Source organism: Hyalangium minutum (genome assembly GCF_000737315.1).
GTDB lineage: Bacteria > Myxococcota > Myxococcia > Myxococcales > Myxococcaceae > Hyalangium > Hyalangium minutum.
In genome coordinates this window covers 208,338-230,039 of the sequence record NZ_JMCB01000007.1, presented here as the reverse complement: position 1 = coordinate 230,039, position 21,702 = coordinate 208,338, and the positions used below count along the sequence as shown (strand labels likewise).

20 protein-coding genes are annotated in these 21,702 nt (G+C 67.0%); 11 read left to right on the top strand and 9 right to left on the bottom strand.

Features of this window, described 5'->3' with window-relative positions:
• Nucleotides 1-4: 4 nt before the first annotated feature.
• Nucleotides 5-436 (bottom strand): DUF2752 domain-containing protein, encoded by a 432-nt coding sequence (locus tag DB31_RS20560; RefSeq protein ID WP_044190556.1) that lies wholly within the window; start codon nucleotides 434-436, stop codon nucleotides 5-7.
• A gap of 93 nt (nucleotides 437-529) precedes the next feature.
• Here DB31_RS20560 and DB31_RS20555 point away from each other — a divergent pair, with 93 nt between their 5' ends.
• Both DB31_RS20555 and DB31_RS20550 read left to right on the top strand, forming a co-directional pair.
• Nucleotides 530-1,081: a DUF4920 domain-containing protein gene (locus tag DB31_RS20555; RefSeq protein ID WP_044190554.1), complete on the top strand. Its 552-nt coding sequence runs from the start codon at nucleotides 530-532 to the stop codon at nucleotides 1,079-1,081.
• Between the two features lie 3 nt (nucleotides 1,082-1,084).
• The gene (locus DB31_RS20550) at nucleotides 1,085-1,681 is read left to right on the top strand and encodes a hypothetical protein (RefSeq protein WP_044190551.1); all 597 of its coding nucleotides are present in this window, start codon (nucleotides 1,085-1,087) and stop codon (nucleotides 1,679-1,681) included.
• Between the two features lie 30 nt (nucleotides 1,682-1,711).
• Here the strand turns inward: DB31_RS20550 and DB31_RS20545 are convergent, their stop codons facing one another.
• The 4 genes from DB31_RS20545 to DB31_RS20530 all read right to left on the bottom strand — a co-directional run bounded on the left by DB31_RS20545 (nucleotide 1,712) and on the right by DB31_RS20530 (nucleotide 8,620).
• Nucleotides 1,712-2,650, bottom strand: a complete 939-nt coding sequence (locus DB31_RS20545; RefSeq protein ID WP_205628537.1) for a hypothetical protein — start codon at nucleotides 2,648-2,650, stop codon at nucleotides 1,712-1,714.
• 78 nt (nucleotides 2,651-2,728) lie between these two features.
• Nucleotides 2,729-4,300 (bottom strand): radical SAM protein, encoded by a 1,572-nt coding sequence (locus DB31_RS20540; protein ID WP_044190548.1) that lies wholly within the window; start codon nucleotides 4,298-4,300, stop codon nucleotides 2,729-2,731.
• A gap of 118 nt (nucleotides 4,301-4,418) precedes the next feature.
• Complete coding sequence (locus tag DB31_RS20535) at nucleotides 4,419-5,312, bottom strand: hypothetical protein (protein ID WP_044190544.1); 894 nt, start codon at nucleotides 5,310-5,312, stop codon at nucleotides 4,419-4,421.
• A 38-nt stretch (nucleotides 5,313-5,350) separates the two neighbouring features.
• Nucleotides 5,351-8,620, bottom strand: coding sequence for a TonB-dependent receptor (locus DB31_RS20530; protein ID WP_044190542.1), 3,270 nt, complete (start codon nucleotides 8,618-8,620; stop codon nucleotides 5,351-5,353).
• A gap of 237 nt (nucleotides 8,621-8,857) precedes the next feature.
• Here DB31_RS20530 and DB31_RS20525 point away from each other — a divergent pair, with 237 nt between their 5' ends.
• From DB31_RS20525 to DB31_RS20500, 6 genes are all read left to right on the top strand, one after another.
• Nucleotides 8,858-9,583, top strand: a complete 726-nt coding sequence (locus DB31_RS20525; protein ID WP_044190539.1) for an energy transducer TonB — start codon at nucleotides 8,858-8,860, stop codon at nucleotides 9,581-9,583.
• A 93-nt stretch (nucleotides 9,584-9,676) separates the two neighbouring features.
• The gene (locus DB31_RS20520; protein ID WP_044190537.1) at nucleotides 9,677-10,366 is read left to right on the top strand and encodes a MotA/TolQ/ExbB proton channel family protein; all 690 of its coding nucleotides are present in this window, start codon (nucleotides 9,677-9,679) and stop codon (nucleotides 10,364-10,366) included.
• 80 nt (nucleotides 10,367-10,446) lie between these two features.
• A complete protein-coding gene (locus DB31_RS20515) occupies nucleotides 10,447-10,866 on the top strand; it encodes an ExbD/TolR family protein (protein WP_044190534.1) in 420 nt (139 codons plus the stop codon).
• Complete coding sequence (locus DB31_RS20510) at nucleotides 10,863-11,363, top strand: ExbD/TolR family protein (protein WP_044190532.1); 501 nt, start codon at nucleotides 10,863-10,865, stop codon at nucleotides 11,361-11,363. Before DB31_RS20515 ends, DB31_RS20510 begins: the two co-directional genes overlap by 4 nt.
• Nucleotides 11,364-11,439: 76 nt before the next feature.
• The gene (locus DB31_RS20505) at nucleotides 11,440-12,063 is read left to right on the top strand and encodes a DUF2378 family protein (RefSeq protein WP_044190529.1); all 624 of its coding nucleotides are present in this window, start codon (nucleotides 11,440-11,442) and stop codon (nucleotides 12,061-12,063) included.
• 154 nt (nucleotides 12,064-12,217) lie between these two features.
• Nucleotides 12,218-13,843, top strand: a complete 1,626-nt coding sequence (locus DB31_RS20500) for a YifB family Mg chelatase-like AAA ATPase (RefSeq protein WP_044190526.1) — start codon at nucleotides 12,218-12,220, stop codon at nucleotides 13,841-13,843.
• A gap of 14 nt (nucleotides 13,844-13,857) precedes the next feature.
• Here DB31_RS20500 and DB31_RS20495 read toward each other — a convergent pair whose 3' ends face one another.
• Nucleotides 13,858-15,222 carry an NAD(P)/FAD-dependent oxidoreductase gene (locus tag DB31_RS20495; RefSeq protein WP_075306091.1) on the bottom strand — a complete coding sequence of 455 codons (1,365 nt, stop codon included), beginning with the start codon at nucleotides 15,220-15,222 and terminating at the stop codon, nucleotides 13,858-13,860.
• Between the two features lie 156 nt (nucleotides 15,223-15,378).
• Here DB31_RS20495 and DB31_RS20490 point away from each other — a divergent pair, with 156 nt between their 5' ends.
• The 3 genes from DB31_RS20490 (at nucleotide 15,379) to recA (ending at nucleotide 18,452) form a co-directional block, all read left to right on the top strand.
• Nucleotides 15,379-16,182: a lysophospholipid acyltransferase family protein gene (locus DB31_RS20490; RefSeq protein ID WP_044190523.1), complete on the top strand. Its 804-nt coding sequence runs from the start codon at nucleotides 15,379-15,381 to the stop codon at nucleotides 16,180-16,182.
• Nucleotides 16,183-16,382: 200 nt separating this feature from the next.
• Entirely contained in the window at nucleotides 16,383-17,225 is an 843-nt protein-coding gene (locus DB31_RS20485; RefSeq protein WP_044190521.1) for a YXWGXW repeat-containing protein, read from the top strand.
• Nucleotides 17,226-17,417: 192 nt separating this feature from the next.
• Complete coding sequence (recA, locus tag DB31_RS20480) at nucleotides 17,418-18,452, top strand: recombinase RecA (RefSeq protein ID WP_044190517.1); 1,035 nt, start codon at nucleotides 17,418-17,420, stop codon at nucleotides 18,450-18,452.
• Here the strand turns inward: recA and DB31_RS20475 are convergent.
• The 3 genes from DB31_RS20475 to DB31_RS20465 are packed head-to-tail and all read right to left on the bottom strand — an operon-like array spanning nucleotide 18,449 to nucleotide 21,702.
• A complete protein-coding gene (locus tag DB31_RS20475; protein WP_205628536.1) occupies nucleotides 18,449-18,952 on the bottom strand; it encodes a DUF1285 domain-containing protein in 504 nt (167 codons plus the stop codon). The two genes, recA and DB31_RS20475, sit on opposite strands and share 4 nt — an antisense overlap.
• A 54-nt stretch (nucleotides 18,953-19,006) precedes the next feature.
• On the bottom strand, nucleotides 19,007-20,440 hold the full coding sequence (locus tag DB31_RS20470) for a hypothetical protein (RefSeq protein WP_044190511.1): 1,434 nt from the start codon (nucleotides 20,438-20,440) through the stop codon (nucleotides 19,007-19,009).
• Nucleotides 20,437-21,702, bottom strand: coding sequence for a CinA family nicotinamide mononucleotide deamidase-related protein (locus DB31_RS20465; protein WP_044190508.1), 1,266 nt, complete (start codon nucleotides 21,700-21,702; stop codon nucleotides 20,437-20,439). The genes DB31_RS20470 and DB31_RS20465 overlap by 4 nt, the downstream gene beginning before the upstream one ends.

The following is a 21,702-nucleotide window of genomic DNA, read 5'->3' as shown; positions in this document are numbered from 1 at the left end:
GGGCTCACATCAGCAGGTGGGGAAACTTCGTCTTCACCACCACATAGGCGTAGTTGACGAGAATGACGATGGGCAGCGCGACGCGCACCCACCCCCACTCGCGCGGGGAGAGCTGGACGTCAGGGATGGGCAGGGCGAAGACCATGTGCAGCACCGCCACCACGGCCAGCAGGGCGAAGAGCAGCGCCGCCACGGTGCCCAGCGGGTTGGCCTCCCAGGCACCAGAGAAGTTGAGGTGCGCCACCCGGTCAGCCACGCGGGTGAGCCCGCAGCCGAAGCAGGGCCAGCCGGTGGTCTCGCGCAGCATGCAGCCCCAGAAGGGGATGATCTTCGCGACGGGGATGTACCGGGCCACGAGCAGCCCGACGAGCCCCGCGAGGCCGAGGCCATCCACGAGGCTGAACTTCCGGTTGGGTGCAGGGAGGGTGACCTTCACGGGAGCCAGTGTAACGCGAGTGTATGGAGGAGTGGACAGGGACGGCGGGCCGCCTTGCCCCGCCCGAGACTTTTGGGCTATGCGCCAGGGTATATGAAGACCCTCCGTTCCGCTCTGTTGATGCTGGTCGCCGTGCCGTGCGTGGCCCTTGCTGGCGACCCTGCCCCTGCCACGAACAAGCAGCCCGCGAAGACGTCCGAGGCGGACTGCCACCACGCGCCCCAAGCCGAGACCGCGGCGCCGAAGGAGGACTGGAAGCTGACGCGCGGCGAGGCGCTCAAGGGGGCTCCGGCCGTGAAGCTGGCGGACCTGCTTGCCAAGCCGCAGGAGCACAACGGCAAGACGGTGCTGCTCGAGGGCCAGGTGCGCAAGGCGTGCGAGCGCAAGGGCTGCTGGATGGAGCTGGCCACTGCCAAGGACGCGAAGGGCCCGGGCGTGCGGGTGACGTTCAAGGACTACGGCTTCTTCGTGCCGCTGGACTCGGCGGGCTCGCAGGCGCGGGTGGAGGGCGTGGTGCAGGTGGCCGAGCTGAGCGAGGACCGCGCGAAGCACTACGAGAGCGAGGGCGCCATCATTCCTCGTGGGGCGGACGGCAAGCCGCGCGAAGTGCAGATGGTGGCCACGGGCGTGGAGCTGCGCCGCTAGCCCATGCCTCGCAGCTTCAGCATGAGGGGGGTGCAGGGGGCGGCGGACCGGGCGGTGCAACACGCCTGGTCATGGATGCTGGAGACGGCGCCCGGCTCGCGCGTGCATGACGTGCAGGAGGATCCGCGCTTCCAGCACCGAGGCGTGGATCTGCTGTGGGAGCTGCCCTCCGGCGAGGTCCGCGGCATCGAGGTGAAAGGCGACCGGCAGACGCGCCGGCGCTACTGGTTCGAGCTGGTGTCCAACGTGGAGAAGGACACCCCGGGCTGCTTCCTCTACAGCGGCGCGGACCTGCTGGTGTACGTGTTCCTCTCGCAGGCGGAGCTACACGTACTGCCGCTGAAAGACGTCCGGGAGTGGTTCCTGCCTCGGGCGAAGGCGTACGCGCTGAAGCAGACGTCGACGAAGACAGGAGCCATCCGCTACACGACGGTGGGAGCGGTGGTGCCCTGCCACGAAGTGCTCGAGGCAGTCCCGAGCGTCCTGCACGTTCCGCTCAAGCGCCGCGCTGGCAAAAAGGCTGAAGCCGAGGAGGTCTCCTCCGAGAAGGAGACCTCCGAGACCGTGCCGCTCGCCCCTACTGGGACCGACTCGGAATAGTCCTGAGCCGGAGAGCAGCGGACGCGTGCGTCAGCGGCGGTGCCGGTGGCCCGGATGCATGCGGTCATGCATCTCGTTGAGCCGGGCCGCATCACTGGCCAGCGCCTGCAGTCCCGCCCGGTCTCCCGTGGCCTTGTAGACGTGCTCCAGCCGGGCGCACAGGTCGATCGCCAGGTGGATGTCCCCGTCCTTCTCGGCCTGCAGCATCATCGGGCGAGCCCTCGAGACAGCCTGAGGCCAGGCCCCCAGGTGGATCAGCGCATCCACCGCGAGAATCCGGGAGATCGGCGTCCGCGAAGTGTCCACCGACACCGCCTCCAGGTCCGCGAGCGCCGTGTCCCGCTCGTTCTTGTTCGCGCGGACAATCGCGGTGGCAATGCCACGGCGATCGGGCAGGAGGAACTCCTCGAACTCGGCGAACGCATCCGCATGAGCCGTCTGCCCCATCTTCGCGAGCACCTCGGCCATCGAGTCGAACATCTCGGCGACCTTCTCATCGAAGCCCCCGAGCGCGCGTTCGACGAAGGCCAGCTGAGGCTGCCCCTTGTCATCCAACGGCATGCGCTGGCGGATGGCGTTCATCTTGTCGAAGGCGGCCTGCACCGGCGCCTCCTGCTTCCCCGAGATGAGCGACGTCAGCGCTCCCATCAGCTCGGCCAGGGCCACCGCGAAATCGGGAGGCGAGAGGCGCTCCGGCACCCAGCGGCGCCACAGCTCCTCGGCCGCGGCATAGTGGAAGGGCTTGAAAGGCCCCGTGCCCTTCCACTTCTTTCCCCACTCCAGGGCGATGTCCTGGGGGTAGCCCGTCTCGACGAGCTTCCGGAAGTCGGCCTCGCTGACCGTAATGCCGTAATGCCCCAGGGTGCCGAGGATCGCCTCGATCGAGTACCCCTGGAGACCCTTGCTCTGCCAAGCCTTTTCCACGCGCTCCGTGCTCACCGGTAGCCTCTCCTCATCGCGCCAGTCCATGGCGCCAGCGGCCTTCTAGCAGAGCGCCAAGGAGCGCGGCGGAAGACGTGTCTTCCCCCGTGACATGTGTGCACCCCCTTACGAGGGCCGGGCATCGTTGCCCGAGGACGTGCCCTGCGCCGCCACGGGCACCACCGTAGGGACAGAGGGCCAGACGGTGGGATTGCGCCGTCCGTCCTCGACCCGCCGGGCCTGGTACGGCACACAGGCTCGAGCCTCGAAGGCCCGCTTGAAGGCGGCAAAGCTGGCACCCGCCTTCCACGCGTCCATCGTGGCCAACCCTGCCTCCGGACCACACTGGGCGAGCATGTACTCCACCCAGGCCCAGCGAGCAGATGTAGGCCGGACCTCGGCACGCCCCTTGAGGCCGCGCCGGAGCCGCTCCAGCTTCGACTCCACCTCACGGATGCCCGCGAAGGGCGCCCCATCCAGAGGCGTGTTGCGCTTGGCCACGAAGGGGGCGACACCGAGCGCCACGGGGATGATGCGCGACAGCTCCAGGGTGAACCGAACGAGCTCGTCGATGTCCGCGTCCTCTTCGTAGGGCAGACCGACGACGTTGTAGACCTTGAGCTGCTTGAGTCCCGCCGTCCGAGCAAAGTTCGCCGCGCGGAGGATCTGCTCCTCCGAGTGCTTGCGGTCCACCAGGTCTCGCATGCGCTGGGAGGCGCCATCCGCAGCAACGGTGAGGTTGCTGGCCCCTCCCCGGCGCAAGGTGTCCACCAGTTCCTGGGTGAGCCGATCCGCGCGAAGGGAAGACACCCCCACCTCACGCCCTGAGTCCACCAGGGTGCGCAAAAGCTCCACGATGCGCGGGTGGTCCGTCACCGCAGCGCCCACCAGGCCCACCCGCTTGGCATGCTCAGGGACGAGCGAGAGCACCCGCTCGGGCGGGACCGTCCGCATGCCGCCATTGGTCGTCCGCCGCATGACGCAGTAATGGCAGCCACGCGAGCAACCGCGCTCTGGCTCGATGAGGAACATGGAGCGCAGCTCCGTGTTCGGCGTGATGATCTGCGAGCGAGCGGGCAGCCGTGCGTCGGCAGCCTTGGAAACGAAGTAGCGGGCCCCTCCCCGCCCGGGTACCCGGAAGCCTGGCGTGCGGGCGAGAAACCCCAGAAGCGCCTCGCGCTCCATCGAGCGGGCGGCTTCCAGCAAGGTGTGGATGAGCTCCTCCGCCTCCCCCTGGACGAGCACGTCTACGAAGGGCTCCAGCGGATCCGGGTTGGAGAAGGTCAACGGCCCACCGGCCACGATCAGCGGGTGGCGCTCGTCCCGCTCTTCCCTCAGCAGCGGGAACCCAGCCATCTCCAGCATCGTAAAGAGGCCGGTCAGCTCCAGCTCATAGGCCACGGAGAAGGCCAGCATGGGGAAGTCCGAGACGGCGGTCCCCGACTCATAGGTGAAGAGTGGCGTCCTCGTGCGGCGGTAGGCCTCCACGTCATCCGGGAGGAAGGTCCGCTCCGCCGTGGCGCCTGGGTGGAGGTGAATCTCCCGGTAGATAGACTGGTAGCCGAGCGAGCTCATGCCCACGTGGTAGGGGCTCGGGTAGCAGAGGGCCACCCGGTAGGGGGCCTCCTTCCGGAGCGTTCCCTGCTCGTCCGCGAGCCTCGCTCGCACACCTTCCAAGAGTGAAAAACGGCCCTCCATGCTCCTCCAGAGCTTGCTCAGTCCTCTCTCAACACCGCGGCCCCGAGCAGCCACTCCCAAGTGGGGAGGGCCATCGGGGCCGCGGACACAGCTTCAGCCGGACTTCAGCCGGAGGCTGTTACTTGAAGGAGGGGATCTCGTTCTGCGCGACGCACGTGCCGGGGTAGACGAACGCGCCACTCGAATCCACCGCGTTGCTGATGCGGAAGCTCGTGTCGCACACCACCGCGAAGTTCGGGTTGATACCCGAACGATCCCCGCACCGCTCGGAAGCGCGCTCCGAGTTGGGGTTGCAAGGAACCGCCGGCCAGATCGCCCGCACCTTGAACTCCGCGGTGCACTCGTCGCGGGTGTACTTCAGGTCCGCGGAGAGCTGCGTTCCCGGAGCCGACGGAGCGGCGTACACCTTCACGTTTTCGAACAGGTACGAGATTTTGGTGGTGGGCGCGACATCCGGGTTCAGCTGACCCGTCGGGCGAGGCTCCACCCAGCCCGCCTTCCAGTTGGACGTCGTGCAGAAGTCATCCGAGCCCACTTCCTCGGCGAGACTGCCCACCGCCGTCTGCGCGTAGGTGCTCTGCCCCTCATCCGGCGTGCACTCCCGGGCCAGTGCATCCTTGAGAGCCTGAATCTCGCTCGCGCTCTCCCCTTCCGCTGCCTTGATGAGGCGCGCCTGAGTGTCCGCATCGCAGATGTCCAGAGCGGCGCGCGAGTACAGGCCCGCCGGGCGGATCGTCAGCACAGACGAACCCGCCTTATCCGGATCAGCGAACTTGAAGACGCCCCACTGCTCGCCGCCACCACCGAAGGTGGCGCCGTTGCCAATCGTCAGCCTCGCCTGGCACGAGGTGGGAATGGACTCGGGGTTCTTCAGCTCGTACTTCGCCACCCAGTTCGCGAAGCTTGCATCCTGAACGATGCAGCCCGCGTTCGGCTGCTCGAAGTTGCAACCCGTCAGCAGCGAGCCCGCGCCGACCAGTGCCACGGCCACAGATACGAATTTGTTGCTCATGATTCTTTTGATCCCTGTCGTCAGATCGGTGGCCGTGGTTAGAAGGTGTACCGGATGCCGAAGCGGAACTGCCGCGGCGCCTGGTAACGGTTCGGCTGCTTGAAGTTCGGGTTGAGCTGGTCAGCCGTCAGGTAGACCGGGTCGGCCAGATCCGCCTCGCGGTCACCCGTGTTGATAACCACCTTGCTCGGCAGATCGCTCGGCTTGCCACCCTCCAGCGGGTAGATGGACTCGAACGTGTAGGACTCGTCCACGCCCGTCGCCGTCTGGAAGTTGAACAGGTTGAACACGTCCATCGTGAACGAGATCACCTGATCCTTACCGATGCGGTAGTTCACGCCGATGTTGGAGTCGATGGTGTTCACCCACGGGGTGCGGCCACCGACGCCACGCTGGAGCACGAACGCCTCATCCTGGCCGTAGTCCGGGTGCGCGCCGTAGTAGTTGATCGGCGTACCGGAGTTGCCGCGGTAGGACAGACCCACGCTGGAGGACAGCGCGTTGGTGATGTTGAACTCCTTGGCGCCGAACAGCTTGACGGAGTGCGTGCGGTCGAACGGCAGCAGACCCGAGCGGTTGGGCAGCAGCTCGATCAGGTCGAAGTCCGAGAGGATGTTCGGGTCGAGCTGGTTGGTCTCCGGGCGGAACAGACCGGGGTAGTTACCGTACAGCCGCGACCAGGTGTAGCTCGCCTGGGCCAGCCAGCCGTCGGCGAAGGAGCGGTTCAGGTACATCGTCACCGAGTCGTAGTTACGAACCGGCTTCGGGAAGTCCTGAGCGAAGCCCGAGTTCGGGTTGCCGAGGAAGTAGGTGTTGCCACCGTCACGGCTCATGTCCTCGATGACCGAGCCCATGTTGCGGTGCGTGTAGGTGGCACCGAAGCGGGTGTTGGCCAGCACCTCGTACTCGCCGCCCACCACGTACTCGTTGGAGGACTGCGGCTTCAGATCCGGATCCACCGGCTCGTTCTCCACCTTGCCGCCCGAGTAGAGGCGGTTGGGGTTGGAGCTCGCCTCGGAGCGGCGGGCGATGTAGGCCTGATCCGAGCAGCCCGTGCGCTGACCCTCACGCGAGGAAGGATCGCAGCCGTCGCCGCTCCCCTCGCCAATCTTCTCACCCTCATCCGTGGGCGACACGTGGACAGCGTTGTAGCGCCGCTCGGGCGGGAACGCGCGATCCAGCATGTTGAGCGGAACCTGCTCGTAGTACTTGGCGAAGTTCACGAAGAACTTCATGCGGCCGTTGGCCAGCGGGTCCACGATGGCGCCCACGCGAGGCGACAGCTGGTTGCCCAGCACGAGGGCCAGCTGCCCGTCACCGCCGTACATGGCCTGCACGTCGTAGCGGAGACCGGCGTTCACCGTCACGCGGTTGGCGATGGACCAGCTGTCCTGCAGGAAGCCGCCCACCGTGGTGCTCTTGGAGGTCGACGACTGGATCTCCTGCACGAACGCGGAGTCAGGACCCGTCTGGTAGCCGTAGCGGCGGAAGTCGTTCCAGCCGTAGGTGGGGTTGGGGAGCGCCAGACCCGTGCGCGGATCGATGCGGCCACCGATGTTGGCCTCCTGGAAGGCCACGCCGCCGCTGTAGGACTTGCTCTGCCCGTAGGACAGGAACTCCGCGTCGATGCCCGCCTTGAACACGTGCGTGCCCAGGGCGTTGAGCAGGTAGGTCGCCTTGGCGTTGGCCTGGTAGCGGTCCAGGTTGCCATCCGTCAGCAGGCCGGGGCCACCCACCGCGTAGTTGTTCACCGCGCAAGGATCCGCGACCTGAGGCTCGCCGTCCTCGTCGACGTAGTTCACAACCTTGCAGTACTGGTCAGCGTGCGGCACGTCCTCGAAGAAGGTCAGCGAGCGATCCTGCACATAGGTCGCGCGCGACAGACCGGCCAGACCGTTGCCGTAGATGTCACCCGTCTCGCTGCCGTCCGCAGCCTGGGTGGTGGCCACCTGGTGGAAGTAGCCGGCGTTCACGTCGATGAGGACCTTCTTGTCCATGAAGGCGCCGGCGTACTTCAGGCCGACCGCCGTGGTGCTCGCGATCGTCTCCGTCAGGCCGAAGGAGCCCGGACGCGCCACGCGAGCGGCCGGCAGACCGCCGCTGCGGGGATCGATGGAGAGCTTGCCCGCGCCGCCCGTGCTGGACGGGGTGCCGGTGATGGACAGCGAGACGTTGTGATCCTGGTTGATGAGGTAGGTCAGCTTGCCCATGTACTGGAAGGAGCGAGCGTCCGCGAAGTACTTCTTGGCGGAGTCCGGGATGGGCGTCACGAGCGCCTTGCCCTGCTCGTTGCGGAGGATCTGACCCGTCTCCTGGTCGAGCTGCAGCGCGTTGATCGAGCGGGTGTGCTCGTAGCGCGTGAACGACGGGGCGAAGCCCGCGAAGAACCACAGCTTGTCCTGGAGGATGGGGCCACCGAGGGTGCCGCCCAGATCGCCCAGGTTGCGCAGGGTGTTCTCGCCGGAGATCACCGAGCCCTCGTCGATGACGAGCGTGCGCTGCCCCTCGAAGGTGCCAGGGGTGATGTTGGCGAACACGGAGCCGTGGAACTCGTTGGAGCCCGAGCGGGTCACCGCGTTGATCACGCCACCGGTGGAGCGGCCGAACTCCGGCAGGTAACCACCCGTCACCACGTTCACGTCCTGCACGAACTCGATGGAGAGCGGGCTGGCGTTGATGCCGAAGGCCGGGTCGTTGGTGGACAGGCCGTCCACCACGTAGCCGTTCTCAGGAGACGTGGCACCGTTGATGGACACGCCATACTGATCGTTCTGGGCGCCCGGAGCCAGCTCCGCGAGGCTCTCGAAGGAGCGCGCCGCGCCGCCCTTACCACCCGGGCGGTTCACGGCGATGCGGCGGATGAACTCTTGATCCACGTTCACGCCCGTGGTCGTCGAGCCCACGTCGATCGTCGGCGGGGTACCGGTGATCTCGATCTGCTCGGTGAAGGCCTCGGGCAGCAGCTCCACGTTCACGCGGATCGTGCGGTTGAGGCGCAGCTGGATGGCCGAGCGGGCAAACGGCTTGAATCCCTGGGCGTCGAACCGCAGGGTATAGTCGCCGGGGGGAAGCTGGGGAATACGATAGGTGCCGCTGTTGTCAGTAACCACCGTCTGCTCACCCTGAAGGTTGGGCGAGGTCGCGGTCACTACCACATCAGCGATAGGGGCCTTGTTTGCACTAGGGTCAGCATTGACGACTGTACCGATGATGACGCTGCTGGACGACTGAGCTGCTGCTGTAGTCCCAATCAAGAGACCAGCAAACAGCACAACTCCGGTTTCCCGGAGTATACGGGATACTCTCATGCCGAACCCCTCCAAGGTGGGCGGATGCAAGTAAAAATGCCGCGGGAAATTACCTGACGTCCCTAAGTTGTCAATAGATGGTTGCTTTTTGGCTACTGCTGGGGCATTGCGCGTTTCCGCCGTCGAGTCCTAGCCCCCCCTCGCTTGAACCCGGAATGCATTTCTGTATTGTGGCACGCCTTTGATTCCGCGGGCGTGATCGGAAAAGCCGCCCACCGGAGTAGGGAGTGATCGCGCATGTTCGACTCTGTCCTTGATCGGGGATCAGTGCCCAAGTCGCGGTTTGGCACTGGCACGGTCGTCTCCATCGTGCTCCACGTGGGCATCTTCGCCCTGGCCCTGTGGCTGTCTACCCGTCCTCCTCCCGTGGAAGAGAAGGAGATCGAGGTCACCTTCAAGGCCGCGATGGCGCCTCCTCCGCCACCACCTCCGCCGCCGCCTCCTCCGGCTGCCAAGCCGAAGCAGCAAAAGAAGGTGAAGAAGGAGTTCGTGGCTCCCAAGGAAGTTCCTACGGAGAAGCCGCCTGAGAAGGAGCCGGAGCCGGAGCCGGAGCAGCAGACCGAGCAAGAGGTCGAGAGCGACGAGGGTGGCGTCGAGGGTGGCGTGGTTGGCGGTGTCGTGGGTGGCGTGCTCGGTGGCGTGCTCGGTGGCCAGGTGGGCAGCACTGGCACGGACGTGCTCCCGTTCGGCGCGGGAATGACGCGCCCGGAGAAGCTGTCGGGTCCTATTCCTCAGTACTCGCGTGAGGCGCTGGAGGCCCACGTGCAGGGTCTGATGATCGTGAAGTGCGTCATCACGACCGAGGGCAAGGTGGAGAAGTGCCGTATTATCAAGCCCTTGCCACACATGGAACAGGCGGTGCTGGACGCTTTGTATGCGGCACGCTACAAGCCCGTCACTTTCCAGGGCCGTCCGGTCCAAGTGGACTACACCTTCAACATCAAGCTGAGCCTGCCTCGTTAGGGACCTGCCGGGTAGGCCTCGGTTTTACACCCACGTCAATCTAGTAGATTCTGTCGCCCCCCCACCGCGCTCGAGGAGGAGCGCTCCAAAGCCATGGACTTCTCACTGCAGCAAATCTGGGAGCACACGGGTCTGTTCGCCCGCTTCATCATCTTCACCCTCGGCTTCATGTCGATGTCGTCGCTGATCGTGATCGCCGAGCGCATGGTCGTCTTCCGCAAGACGCGCTCGGACTCGCGCAACTTCGCGTCGAAGATGGGCGCCATCCTGGCCAAGGGCGATCTGTCCACGGCTGCCAACACCAACCTGGGTAAGGACGTGGGCCACCTGGGCCGCGTCATCAACTCGGGCCTCACTGCCTACCGGATCAGCCCCAACGACAAGGACGTGGCGGTGGAGTCGGTGGCCCGCGCCCTGGAGCGTCAGGCGCAGCGTGAGGTGCAGAGCATGAAGCGTGGCCTGGGCGTGCTGGCCACGGTGGGCTCCACGGCCCCGTTCGTGGGTCTGCTCGGCACGACGATGGGTATCGTGAACGCCTTCCAGGAGATGGCCAAGTCGGGCGCCGGTGGTCTGGCGACGATCTCCGCCGGTATCGCCGAGGCGCTCATCACCACGGCGTTCGGTCTGCTCGTGGCGATCCCCGCGGTGATGGCCTACAACTTCCTGCAGGGCTGGGTGGACGCGCGCTCGGTGGACATCTCCGAGTCCTCCAACGAGTTCCTGGACGTGGTGGCTCGCAACCTCACCGGTGGCGAGACCCGCTCCCAGCAGCAGGCCGGGTAACACGGCTTCGCTGCTCCTCCCCCCCACGGGTCCGCCTGCGCCGGTAGGCGGGCCCCTCCTTCCAAGCCCCAGGTACAGCGATGGGAATGGCAGTCGGTCCCAGTAGCGGGATCAAAAACGAGATCAACGTCACGCCGCTGGTGGACGTGGTGCTGGTGCTGCTCATCATCTTCATGGTGATCACGCCCATGCTCCAGCGTGGCAAGTCGGTGACCTTGCCGAAGGCGCAGAACATCGAGAAGGAGAAGAAGGGCGGGGATCAAGACCCGCTGATCCTTTCGGTCACTCCGGACAAGAAGATGTTCCTGGAGAATGACGAGCTCGATGCCGCCGGCCTGGAGAACAAGATCCGCGAGGAGCTCGAGGTGACGCCGGGACGGCGCATTCTCCTCAAGGGCGACGCCTCGCTGACCGTGCTCGACGTGCGCAAGGCGATGGACATTGCCCGCAAGGCGAAGGCCAAGAGCATCGCGCTGGGCGTTGAGGAGCTGAAGGAATAGCCATGGCTAAAAAGCGCCAGTGGGTCAAACCCCAAGCCCGCCCCAACTCGGACATCAACGTCACGCCTCTGGTGGACGTGGTGCTCGTGCTCCTCATCATCTTCATGGTGCTCACGCCACTGCTCGAGAAGGACATCGAGGTGCGCGTGCCGGAGACGGAGGTGGAGAACACCCCGCCCGAGACCAACGATCAGCTCGTGGTGCAGTTGACCGAGCAGGGCGCCATCAAGATCAACTCGGAGACCGTGGGCGGCCAGGAGGACTACGTCAACCGCCTGAAGCGCGTCCTCGCGGCCAAGCCGCGCGATGAGCGCGTCGTCTTCTTCATGGCCGAAGACAAGGCCAACTACGGTGCCCTGATCGTCGTGATGGACGGCGCCAAGACGGCCGGTGCCGTGGTGCTGGGCATGGCGACCGAGGATCTGCCCCAGGGCGCGGTCGTCCCGGGCCAGGAGGGTGCGGCTCCCGCGCCCGAGGCTCCTGCCCCCACGCCGTAGTTCGCTGTCCGGTGCCTGCGCCCCCGCGTGGGCACCGCTTGCATCCAGGGGCTCGTCGGATACATTGCGCCACCTCATGGCCGACGAGCTCCTGGTTTACGAGCAGACCATTGAAGCGCTGTTCGTTCGTGCGCTGGGAGCGCGCTTGTCCCCCGAATGCCGGGTGAGGTTGCGCGAGGCCGGGCTGGACGTCTCCCAGAAGCTCAAGCCCGCCTACTCCTTCGACTCGTGGATGAAGTTCATCCGCATTGCCGCGGAGGAGCTGCACCCGGGTCTGCCCCTGCCCGAGGCCACCTTCAAGCTCGGTGAGGCCTACGTCGACGGCTTCCGCGAGACGATGCTGGGCCGCGCCGTCATGTCGCTGCTGCGCGTGCTGGGCCCTCGGAGGACAGTGCTGCGCGCGACGCAGAACTTCCGGGCAGGCAACAACTACACCGAGACGCGCGTGGCGGAATTGGCCCCCGGCCGCTTCGAGGTGTGGATGAACGAGGTGGGCCCCTACCCCGAGTTCACCGCAGGCATCATCCAGGCCGGAGTGCGCATGTCGGGCGCCAAGGAGCTGCGCGTCGAGATGTTCGACTACGACGGGCACGCCTGCACCTACCGCATCACCTGGAAAGAGGCCTCCGCGGGCGTGGAGAGCAACGGAGACCTGCCGCCCCGGACCCGGCGGCCCTCCGGCACCTTCCGCACGCTGTAGCGACTCTCAGAGCCACCTGGGCCGATTCTCGAACAGCGTCTCGCTGTGCGGACGGACTGTCTCGCTCCGCGGACGGTTCGCACCGTCGTTCCCCTCGGGGGCTCCCTGGTACGGCCTTTGCTGAGCTCCTCCCGACACAACCTGGAGGGTGGTCATGCTGGCGAGGGTCCGGTCGGGGGCGTTGATGGGAATCGACGCGGTGGTGGTGGAGTGCGAGGTGGATATGGCGTTGGGGCTCCCCTACTTCAACGTCGTGGGGTTGCCCGAGGGTGCGGTGCGCGAGTCGAAGGTGCGGGTCGTCTCGGCGCTGAAGAACACAGGCTTCGAGCTGCCGCAGAAGCGCATCACGGTGAATCTGGCCCCAGCGGACATCCGTAAGGAGGGGGCGGCCTTCGAGCTCCCCATCGCCTTGGGAGTTCTGGCGGCGGCGCGGCTGATGGAGGAGGAGCCGCTGGGGCGCTACCTCTTTGGCGGAGAGCTCTCCCTGGATGGGTCCATCAAGCCCATCCGAGGCGTGCTGCCACTGGCCCTGGCCGCGAAGAATGGACGGTTCCAAGGCGTCATGGTGCCCTCGGCGAATGCGGCCGAGGCGTCGCTCGTGGAGGGCATCCAGGTGCTCCCCGTGAGCCACCTGCGTGAGGCTGTCGAGCATCTGACCGGGGTCCATCCCCTGACGCCCTACTCGCGAGGTGACGGTCTGCCTTCAGCGGAGCGGGGTCCCGCGTCGCTCGATATGGCGGAGGTGCGTGGGCAGCCCGAGGTGAAGCTGGCACTGGAGCTGGCGGCGGCTGGAGGTCACAACGTCCTGATGTGCGGACCGCCAGGCTCGGGCAAGACGATGCTGGCGCGGAGGCTGCCCGGCATCCTGCCCACGATGACCTTCACCGAGGCGCTCGAGGTGACGAAGATCTACTCGGTGCTCGGACTGCTCGGGGAGGACCATGCGCTCATGCGCGAGCGTCCCTTCCGCGCGCCTCACCACACCATCTCGGACGCGGGCCTCGTGGGCGGAGGACCGGCCGCGCGCCCCGGAGAGCTCTCCCTGGCGCACCATGGGGTGCTCTTTCTGGATGAGCTGCCGGAGTTCCGGAAGAACGTCATGGAGGTGCTGCGCCAACCGATGGAGGAAGGCGTCATCCATCTGGCCCGCGCCAACCAGAACGTCACCTACCCGTGCCGCGTCATGCTCGTGGCGGCGATGAACCCCTGCCCTTGTGGCTACTTCAACGTCCCTGGCCACCGCTGCACCTGCCAGGAGCACCGCGTCTTTGACTACCACGCGCGGGTCAGCGGCCCGCTGCTGGACCGGATCGACATCACCCTGCAGACGCGGCCCGTCGAGTTCCACCAGATCGCCCGAGCCGACTCCCAGGAACAGCCGAGCGCGTACTACCGGGACCGCGTCGAGGCTTCTCGGGAGCGCCAGCGCGCTCGCTTCCGCGACGAGTCCGGGGTGCACTGCAACGCCCAGATGCCGCCCCGGCTCCTGCGGCGCCACTGCACCCTGAGCTCCAAGGCCGCCAGGATGCTGGAACGAGCGGTGCACCAATACGGCCTCTCCGCCCGGGCGCATGACCGCATCCTCAAGCTCGCCCTTACCCGGGCAGACCTCGAGGGGCACGCTCGCATTGACGACGAGGACCTGAAGCTCGCCATCGACTGCCGCATCATCGACCGGCGGGGCTGGCTTCATGCGAACACCCATGGCACCTCGCGCCCCGATGCGTTCTCCGGGCTGCTGCGCCCGGAGGCCCGATCACGCCACCCCGAAGAGTTTTGAGCCTGTCTCAGACTTCAGGGAGCCCCAGGACGCGGAGCGGGCTGCGGCTCGCGGGCTTCCGAAGCTGCTCCGAGAGCCGTGGCCGGCACAGGCACCGCGGCCGTACCCAGCGGCTGCTTCATCAGGGGCACTCCGCCCGTGATGATGCGCGCTGACCGGCGGAAGGCCAGATACGAGTAGGCCCAGTTCACCAGCACCGCCACTTTGCTGCGGAACCCGATGAGGAACAGGATGTGGATGAAGAGCCACGCGAGCCACGCCAGGTAGCCCGACATCTTGAAACGCTCCAGGGCGATGCCCACCGCCGAGCCTCGGCCAATCACCGAGAACGTACCGCGATCCCAGTAGCTGAACGGCGTCATCGGCTGGTTCTTGAGCTGCCGCAGGATGTTCTCCGCCGCGTGCTTGCCCTCCTGCATCGCCGCAGGCGCCACGCCTGGAACCGGCTTGCCCTTGTCCTGCACGAGCGCCAGGTCTCCGATGATGAAGACCTCCTTCCGGCTCGGCAGGTGGAGCTCCGGCGTCACCGGCACACGCCCCGCTCGATCCAGTTGCACCCCGAGCGAGCGTGCCACCGGAGAGGCCGCCACGCCCGCGGCCCACAGCTTCGTGTGAGCCCGGATGTGTTCTTCCCCGATGTAAACCCCGGTCTCGTCGATCTGTGTGACGCGGACGCCCGTGCGGACCTCCACTCCCAGCTTCTCCAGCGACTGGCGCGCCCGGATGGACAGGCTCTCCGGGTAGGTCGGCAGCAAGTGCTGAGCCCCCTCCACCAAGAGGATGCGTGCCTGGGTCGGATCGATGTTCTGGAAGTCTCGCACCAGCGCGTGTCGGCTGATCTCCGAGAGCGCGCCTGCCAACTCCACACCCGTGGCGCCCCCGCCCACGATGACAAACGTGAGCAGCTCGCGGCGGCGCGCAGCGTCTGGCTCGCGCTCGGCCTGCTCGAAGGCCAACAACACCTGACGGCGAATCTCCACCGCGTCCTCGATGGTCTTCAGCCCCGGCGCAAAGCGAGCCCACTCGTCATGGCCGAAGTAGGAGTGGGTCGCCCCCGTGGCCACGATGAGGAAGTCGTACGACAGCTCCCCATCCGCCAGCAGCACCTTCTTGCTCGCCACATCAATGCCCGTCGCCTCCGCGAGCAGCACGGAGATGCCGTAGCGCCCCAGGATGCCTCGCAGTGGGGAGGCAATGTCGCTCGGGCTCAGCGTCGCCGTGGCCACCTGGTAGAGCAGCGGCTGGAAGAGGTGGTGGTTGTGGCGGTCCACCACCGTTACGCGCACCGGCGCTCGCTTCAGCCGCATGGCCGCGTAGAGGCCACCGAAGCCTCCACCGAGAATGACCACATGGGGACGGGTGTCGGAGTGGGCTGTCACGAGGAAGACCTAACCGCCTCCCTCCCTAAAACTCAACGAGGTCCTCTACTCGGAGCCATTCGGTCAACGATGCCTGCTTGCCCATCCCCAGCCCTGCACGGGGCGTGATAGAGGGCAGCCTCCGGGAAGGCGCGCCGGGCTCAGGGACATGTGGTGATGAAGCTCCTCTATCCGCTGATCAACGTGCTCCAGGCCCTCTTCCTCGCGGTGTGGGGCGCCTTCTGGATCACCCTGTCCGGCGTGTTGATGGTGCTGAGCCTCAACGGCAATGTGCCGCTGATGATGGCGCGGCGACTCTGGGCTCCCATGCACTGGCGCATCGGTGGCTCGCGGATGTTCGTGGAGCCCTTGCCGCCCCTCGACTGGAGCAAGCCCTACATCTTCCTGATGAACCACCAGTCCGCGATGGACATCCCCTGCGCCTTCGCCGCGCTGCCGGTGAACATCCGGTTCGTCGCCAAGCACGCCCTCAAGTACGTGCCTTTCCTGGGCTGGTACATGGCCATGACGGGGATGATCTTCATCAACCGCTCCAACCACCGCGAGGCCGTGAAGAGCCTGCAGCAGGCCGGTGAGCGCATCCGCTCGGGCAAGTCCATCCTGGCATTCCCCGAGGGCACCCGCTCTCGGGATGGGCTCATCCACCCCTTCAAGAAGGGCCCGTTCGTGCTGGCCATCGAGGCCCAGGTGCCTATTGTCCCCGTGGCCATCGAGGGCTCCTTTCAGAACCTCCCTCGCGGCGGCATTGGCCTGCGCAAGCACGCCATCCGCGTGAAGGTGGGCATGCCCATCGAGACGAAGGGCCTCACGCCCGCGGATCGCGATGCCCTGCTGCGCCAGGTGCGTGACGCCATCATCCAGCTCAACACGGAGATCGGTGGCCCGGGCGGCGTGCAGCAGGCCATCGCCGAGCGAGGCTTCGAAGGCAGTTCCGAGCAGAAGTCCTCGTCCTCCAGTTGACGCGCTCGCCAGGCTCTGGAGAGAGCGCCTGCTGTCCTGCCCGTCTGTCCGGTGGGCAACCCCTCCCGCCCGCTTCAGCGCCCGCAGGACTCCCGGCACGACTGTCCAAGGCGAAGCATGAATACGAGCAGCCGCCCCGCGTCGCACATATACCCAGGGGTAGGTCCTGGTTCATGGTGGTATTCCACGGAGATGGCGTCATGACGCTTCGATGGTGGGCCTGTGTTGTGGCCGGACTGGCATCTCAGGTCGCGTTGGGCCAGACCGCGCCCGTTGCCGCGCCGGAGTACGAGGACACGGAGCAGGTAGAGGCTCCTCCGATGGCGCCTGACGCACCTCCCGAGCTCCCGCAGGACGCTCCAACACCCCGGCCCTATGCCGGAGCCGTGTGGACCTCCGGGCACTGGTTCTGGGACGGCGCTGAGTGGCGCTTCAAGCCGGGCGCCTGGATCGCGCCGATGCCGGGCTATCAATTCATCAATGGCTACTGGCGGCAGGAAGGCGATGGCTATCGCTGGATCTCCAGCGGGTGGGCCAAGCCCGGCTCGACGGAGGTGGAGTTCCCCCTCGATGTGGTGAGCGAGGAGGTCGAGACCGCCCAAGCGCCGCCTCCCGTCCAAACGGAGTTCCAGCCTCCCGCTCCCGCCCCGGGCACCACCTGGGCCCCCGGCTATTGGTACTGGTCTGGCAATCAATATGTCTGGGTCGAGGGAACATGGGTGACACCTCCCCAGCCGGGTCTCGTCTTCGTTTCGCCCAGGTGGGTCCAGCACGGGCCGTCATGGACCTTCGTCAGTGGCGGCTGGGCCACCCCGGGCTCGTTCCGGGTCGTCATCCCCGTCTACCGCCACGCCGGCATTGCCGTGCGGTGGGGACACCCTGGCTACTTCCTCTACTCCTGGCACCGCTACCCCATGGTGCACCGCTACTACGGCGGGAGGCATGACAGCCCGAGGTACTGGCGAGACCGCGGGCCTCGGAACTCCCACCCCGCGTCCCCCGTTCGCGAGCACCGGCGCGGGGGCGGACGCCGTCACCACTAAAGTCGCACCACGCCCATCCACCGCCGTGGACGGTACCGTCCGCCACGGTGGACTCCTCAGCTCACGTGCGGGCCCTCTCCCGAGGGAACCGCGCGCGGCACGCTGCTTGCTCATGGCCTCCTGCGATGCGCTCGGGGGGTTTCCCCTCGGGCGCAGCACTCGTGTCCCGTGAAGGGCGGCGTAGGAGAGGCAATGAACAAGGTGACGGAGAAGTTGAAGGCGGTGGCGGCGGCGGTGGCGGCGATCGAGAAGCAGTTTGGCAAGGGCGCGGTGATGCCCCTGGGCGGCGAGGCCCAAGAGCAGAAGGTGGCGGTGATTCCCTCGGGCTCGGTGAGCCTGGACCGGGCGCTGGGCGTGGGCGGCTACCCGCGAGGGCGTGTGGTGGAGCTGTTCGGCAACGAGTCTTCGGGCAAGACGACGCTCACGCTGCACGCCATCGCGCAGGTGCAGGCGGCGGGCGGCGTGGCGGCCTTCATCGATGCGGAGCACGCGCTCGACGTCCACTACGCGCGCAAGCTGGGCGTGCGCGTCGAGGAGCTGCTGGTGTCCCAGCCAGACACCGGTGAGCAGGCGCTGGAGATCACCGAGCAGCTGGTGCGCTCGGGGGCGGTGGATCTGATCGTGATCGACTCGGTGGCCGCGCTGGTGCCTCGGGCGGAGATCGAGGGCGAGATGGGCGACGCGCACATGGGCGTGCAGGCGCGACTGATGAGCCAGGCGCTGCGCAAGCTCACGGGGGCAGTGAGCCGCTCGGGCACGTGCATCATCTTCATCAACCAGATCCGCATGAAGATCGGGGTGATGTTCGGAAACCCGGAGACGACCACGGGCGGCAACGCGCTGAAGTTCTACTCGTCCATGCGCCTGGAGATCCGCCGCACGGGAAACCTCAAGGATGGCGAGAGCGTGATCGGCACGAAGGCCCGGGTGAAGGTGGTGAAGAACAAGCTGGCCCCGCCGTTCCAGGAGGCCGAGTTCGACCTGCTGTACGGGGTGGGCATCCACCGCGCGGGCGAGGTGCTGGACCTGGGGGTGCAGGCGGGCCTCATCGAGAAGTCCGGCAGCCACTTCAGCCTGCGGGGTGAGCGCATCGGCCAGGGCCGCGAGCGGGCCGCCGAGTGGCTCCGCGAGCACCCCGAGGCCATGGAGGGCCTGGCGACCGAGCTGATTGGTGTCCCCTCGCCCGTGCCGGCACCGTCGCAGGGGCCGGTGGAGGCCCAGGCCTAGACCGAGGGCTGTTCCAGCGACACGAGCAGCGCCACGCGGCGCTCTCCGGCGCGGAGGAAGAGGCGGCCTCCCTCCCCTTCCTCCAGCAGCTCCCCCAGCTGGTACTGGGCATCCCGGGAGAAGCGGGCCTTGGCTCGGCCTCGCTTCACCCGGCAGGAGAAGACGCCATCGGGTTCCATGGCGAGCGTGGCGGGTTCGAGCGCCTCGGCGGTGCGATCGCTCAGGCGCACGGACACGCGCTCGTCCGCGGTGACATCCACCGTGCGGACCTCGTAGGCGGCGTCTTCCACCTGGATGAAGCACCAGTCCTGGCCGACGCGGAGCTGGTAGCGCCCGTCGTCATCGAGCACCAGGGAGGTGTTGAAGAGCTCGATGATCTTCGGGTGCTCGATGGGCTCGTCGTCGTGCCACCAGCGCAGGTTCTTGTCGAGGCGGATGCCGCTGTCCTCGCGCGTGTGCCAGCGCTTGCCGAAGGGAGGCTGTCCGGAGGGCGGTTGCATGACACTCCTTATGTGCGCGCGGGGCTCGGTGGAAGCAAGCCAGAGCGCAGAGGGCTACCAGTTCCGGACGTACTCGGTGTAACCGCGGAACGCCACGGCGCCCCAGAAGTTCACCAGCACGCCAAGCGCCAGGGCCACCTGGACGTAGCGGTTCCGGAGGGACCAGCCGCCGATGGCGAACAGCAACAGCAGGTAGGGCGTGTAGTCCAGGCTGAAGCGGAAGCCGAACTGCATGTAGCCGGTGTTTTGGTAGAAGAGCCCCGGCAGCGCGCACACCGCCACGGTGAGCCACAGCGGCCAGTGCAGCCGCGGGCGCGTCTTCGGGATGACCAGGAAGACGAGCAGCGGCAAGGTCAACAGCAGCGTCAGTCCATACGGGTCGTAGCTCAGCTGGAACGGTTTCAGGGACACCTGGGGCAGCTTGAGGAAGGCCGCCTCCAGGTTTCGCTGGAGATAGGCGAGGTTGAAGAGCCCGTACCGGTCGATGTCCACATTGACGCGGTTGTTGTAGAGGAACGCGTGGCCGAACTCGCCCGGCTTGCCGAAGCGGTAGACGTTGTAGGCCGCCGCGAGCACCGCGAGCGGCGCGGCCCCCGCGGCGAAGAGGCCCAACTTGCGAGCCGCTGGCTTCCAGCTCGACCCGAGAGCGCGGAGTTGTCCCAGCCGGTCCGGCCCTGGGCACAGCGCCTCCAGCACGAAGAACAGGCCCGCGAACAGCAGCGGCGTGCGAGTGAGCGTGGCCATGGAGAAGAAGAGTCCCGCGAGCACCGGCCGGTGGGCCTTGATGGCATTGCGCACGTAGAGGCACGTGAGCGCCACGCCCATGACCTCCGCGCTGAACCAGACCTCACCGCGGATGGCGCAGTAGAAAAACAGTGTGCCGAAGGCCAGGATGAGCGAGAGGGCGATGTTGTCGCTCTGAGTCCTTGCCGTCTCCCCGTCCTTCGCAAGGAAGCGCAGCAACGAGTAGAAGAGCGCCACCGCCAGGGCCCCGGTGAACACGCCGAACGACGTGTCATTGAACTGGTAGCCGTGCAGCGCCACGAAGGGCAGCATCGCCACCGCCGGGAACGACGGGAAGCTCACGAACCAGCGGTCCGTCGCGAGCGGCCGGCCCTCACAGCGGACCTTCTGGCCTCCCACCACCCTCACACAGGCCCAGTCCTCCAGGTTGGGCAACACCTCGGGATCCACATCGAGCCGCCCCTCCAGCCAGGACTGCGCCTGGTAGATGAAGTGCGGCGCGGCGCTCTGCCGCAAGAAGCGCTGGGAGCTGAAGCTCGCCAGCACCACGAAGCTCACCACGAAGAGCACCACCTCCACGCGGTAGGCCGAGAGCCAGATGCGCACCGCCGCCCAGACTCCCTCCCCGGGGGAGGCAGCAGGAGCGGGCGATGCCTGCACCTCGGAAGGCACGCTCGGGGCCGGAGGCGCTGGAGTCTCCTGCGAAGAGGAGTCCTTCTGGGAATGCTTGGACTTGCGGCTCATGAAGCGGACGGCCCCGAGAGCAGGTGGTGGCGCAGCAATTCGAGCGCCGAGGTGGCAGCAAAGAGGCGCACGCGATCGCGGTCACCCATGATGGAGAACCGCTCGCAGCGCGTGGGGCTCCCCTCCGCAGCGAGCGCGCAGTACACAGTCCCCACCGGATCCTCGAGAGTGCCCCCCGTCGGCCCCGCGTAGCCCGTCACGGACAGGCCATAGGTCGTTCCACAGGCGGCGCGCACCCCCTCGGCCATGGCCACGGCCGTCTCGCGGGAGACCGCCGTGTGGCGCTCGAGCACCGCTGCCGGCACCCCCGCCCACGCCATCTTCATCTTCTCCGAGTACGACACCGCCCCGCCCATGAAGAAGGTGCTCGCCCCCGAGACCGCCGTGAGCTGCTGGGCAATGAGCCCTCCCGTGCAGCTCTCGGCCGTGGCCAGCGTGGCCTTGGCTTGCGTCAGCAGCCTGGCCACGACCTGGGCGTACTCCTCTTCATCCGAACCAAAGATGGCGGCGCCAAACAGCTTCCGGGAGGCCGCTTCCGCAGCGGCGAGGGCCGCATCCGCTTCGGCCTGTGAGGGAGCCGTGGCCATCAGCTTGAGGTGGTTCTCCGGAGCGTGCGTCCGGAAGCCGAACACCACGCGCGGATGCTGCGGCACCAGCGGAGCCACCGCCGCGTCGAGCTGGGACTCAGGAATGCCCACCGTGCGCAGCAGCCGGAAGGAGCGAGCCACGCGCTCCGGATCCTTCTCCAAGGCCGCACGGATGCGCGGGAGCACCTCGCCCTCGGCCAGCGCCTTGTACTCGCGAGGAACTCCCGGCACGAAGAACAGCCGAGCCCGACCCAGCCGCAGAATGACCAGCGGCGCGGAGCCCACCGGATTGCGAACCACCTCCGCGCCCTGAGGGATTCGCGCCATGCGCAGGGCGCCCGGGTTCATGGGGATGTTGCGCTGGGCGTAGCGCTCCTTCAGCCACTCCACCACCCGCGGATCCTCCACCAGCGGCACGCCCGCGGCGGCGGCAGCGCACTCCAGCGTGAAGTCATCCATCGTGGGGCCTAGGCCCCCGGACACCAGCACCTCGTCCGCTCGGGAGGCCACCTCCAGCAGCGCCTGGGTGATGTCCGGTCGGACATCACCCACGAGCAGGATGCGATCCACCTTCACGCCCAGCTCGAAGAGCCGGGCCTCGAACCACGGGCTGTTGGTGTCGGTGATGAGGCCGGTGACGAGCTCGTCACCGGTACAAAGGAGCTCGACGCGCAT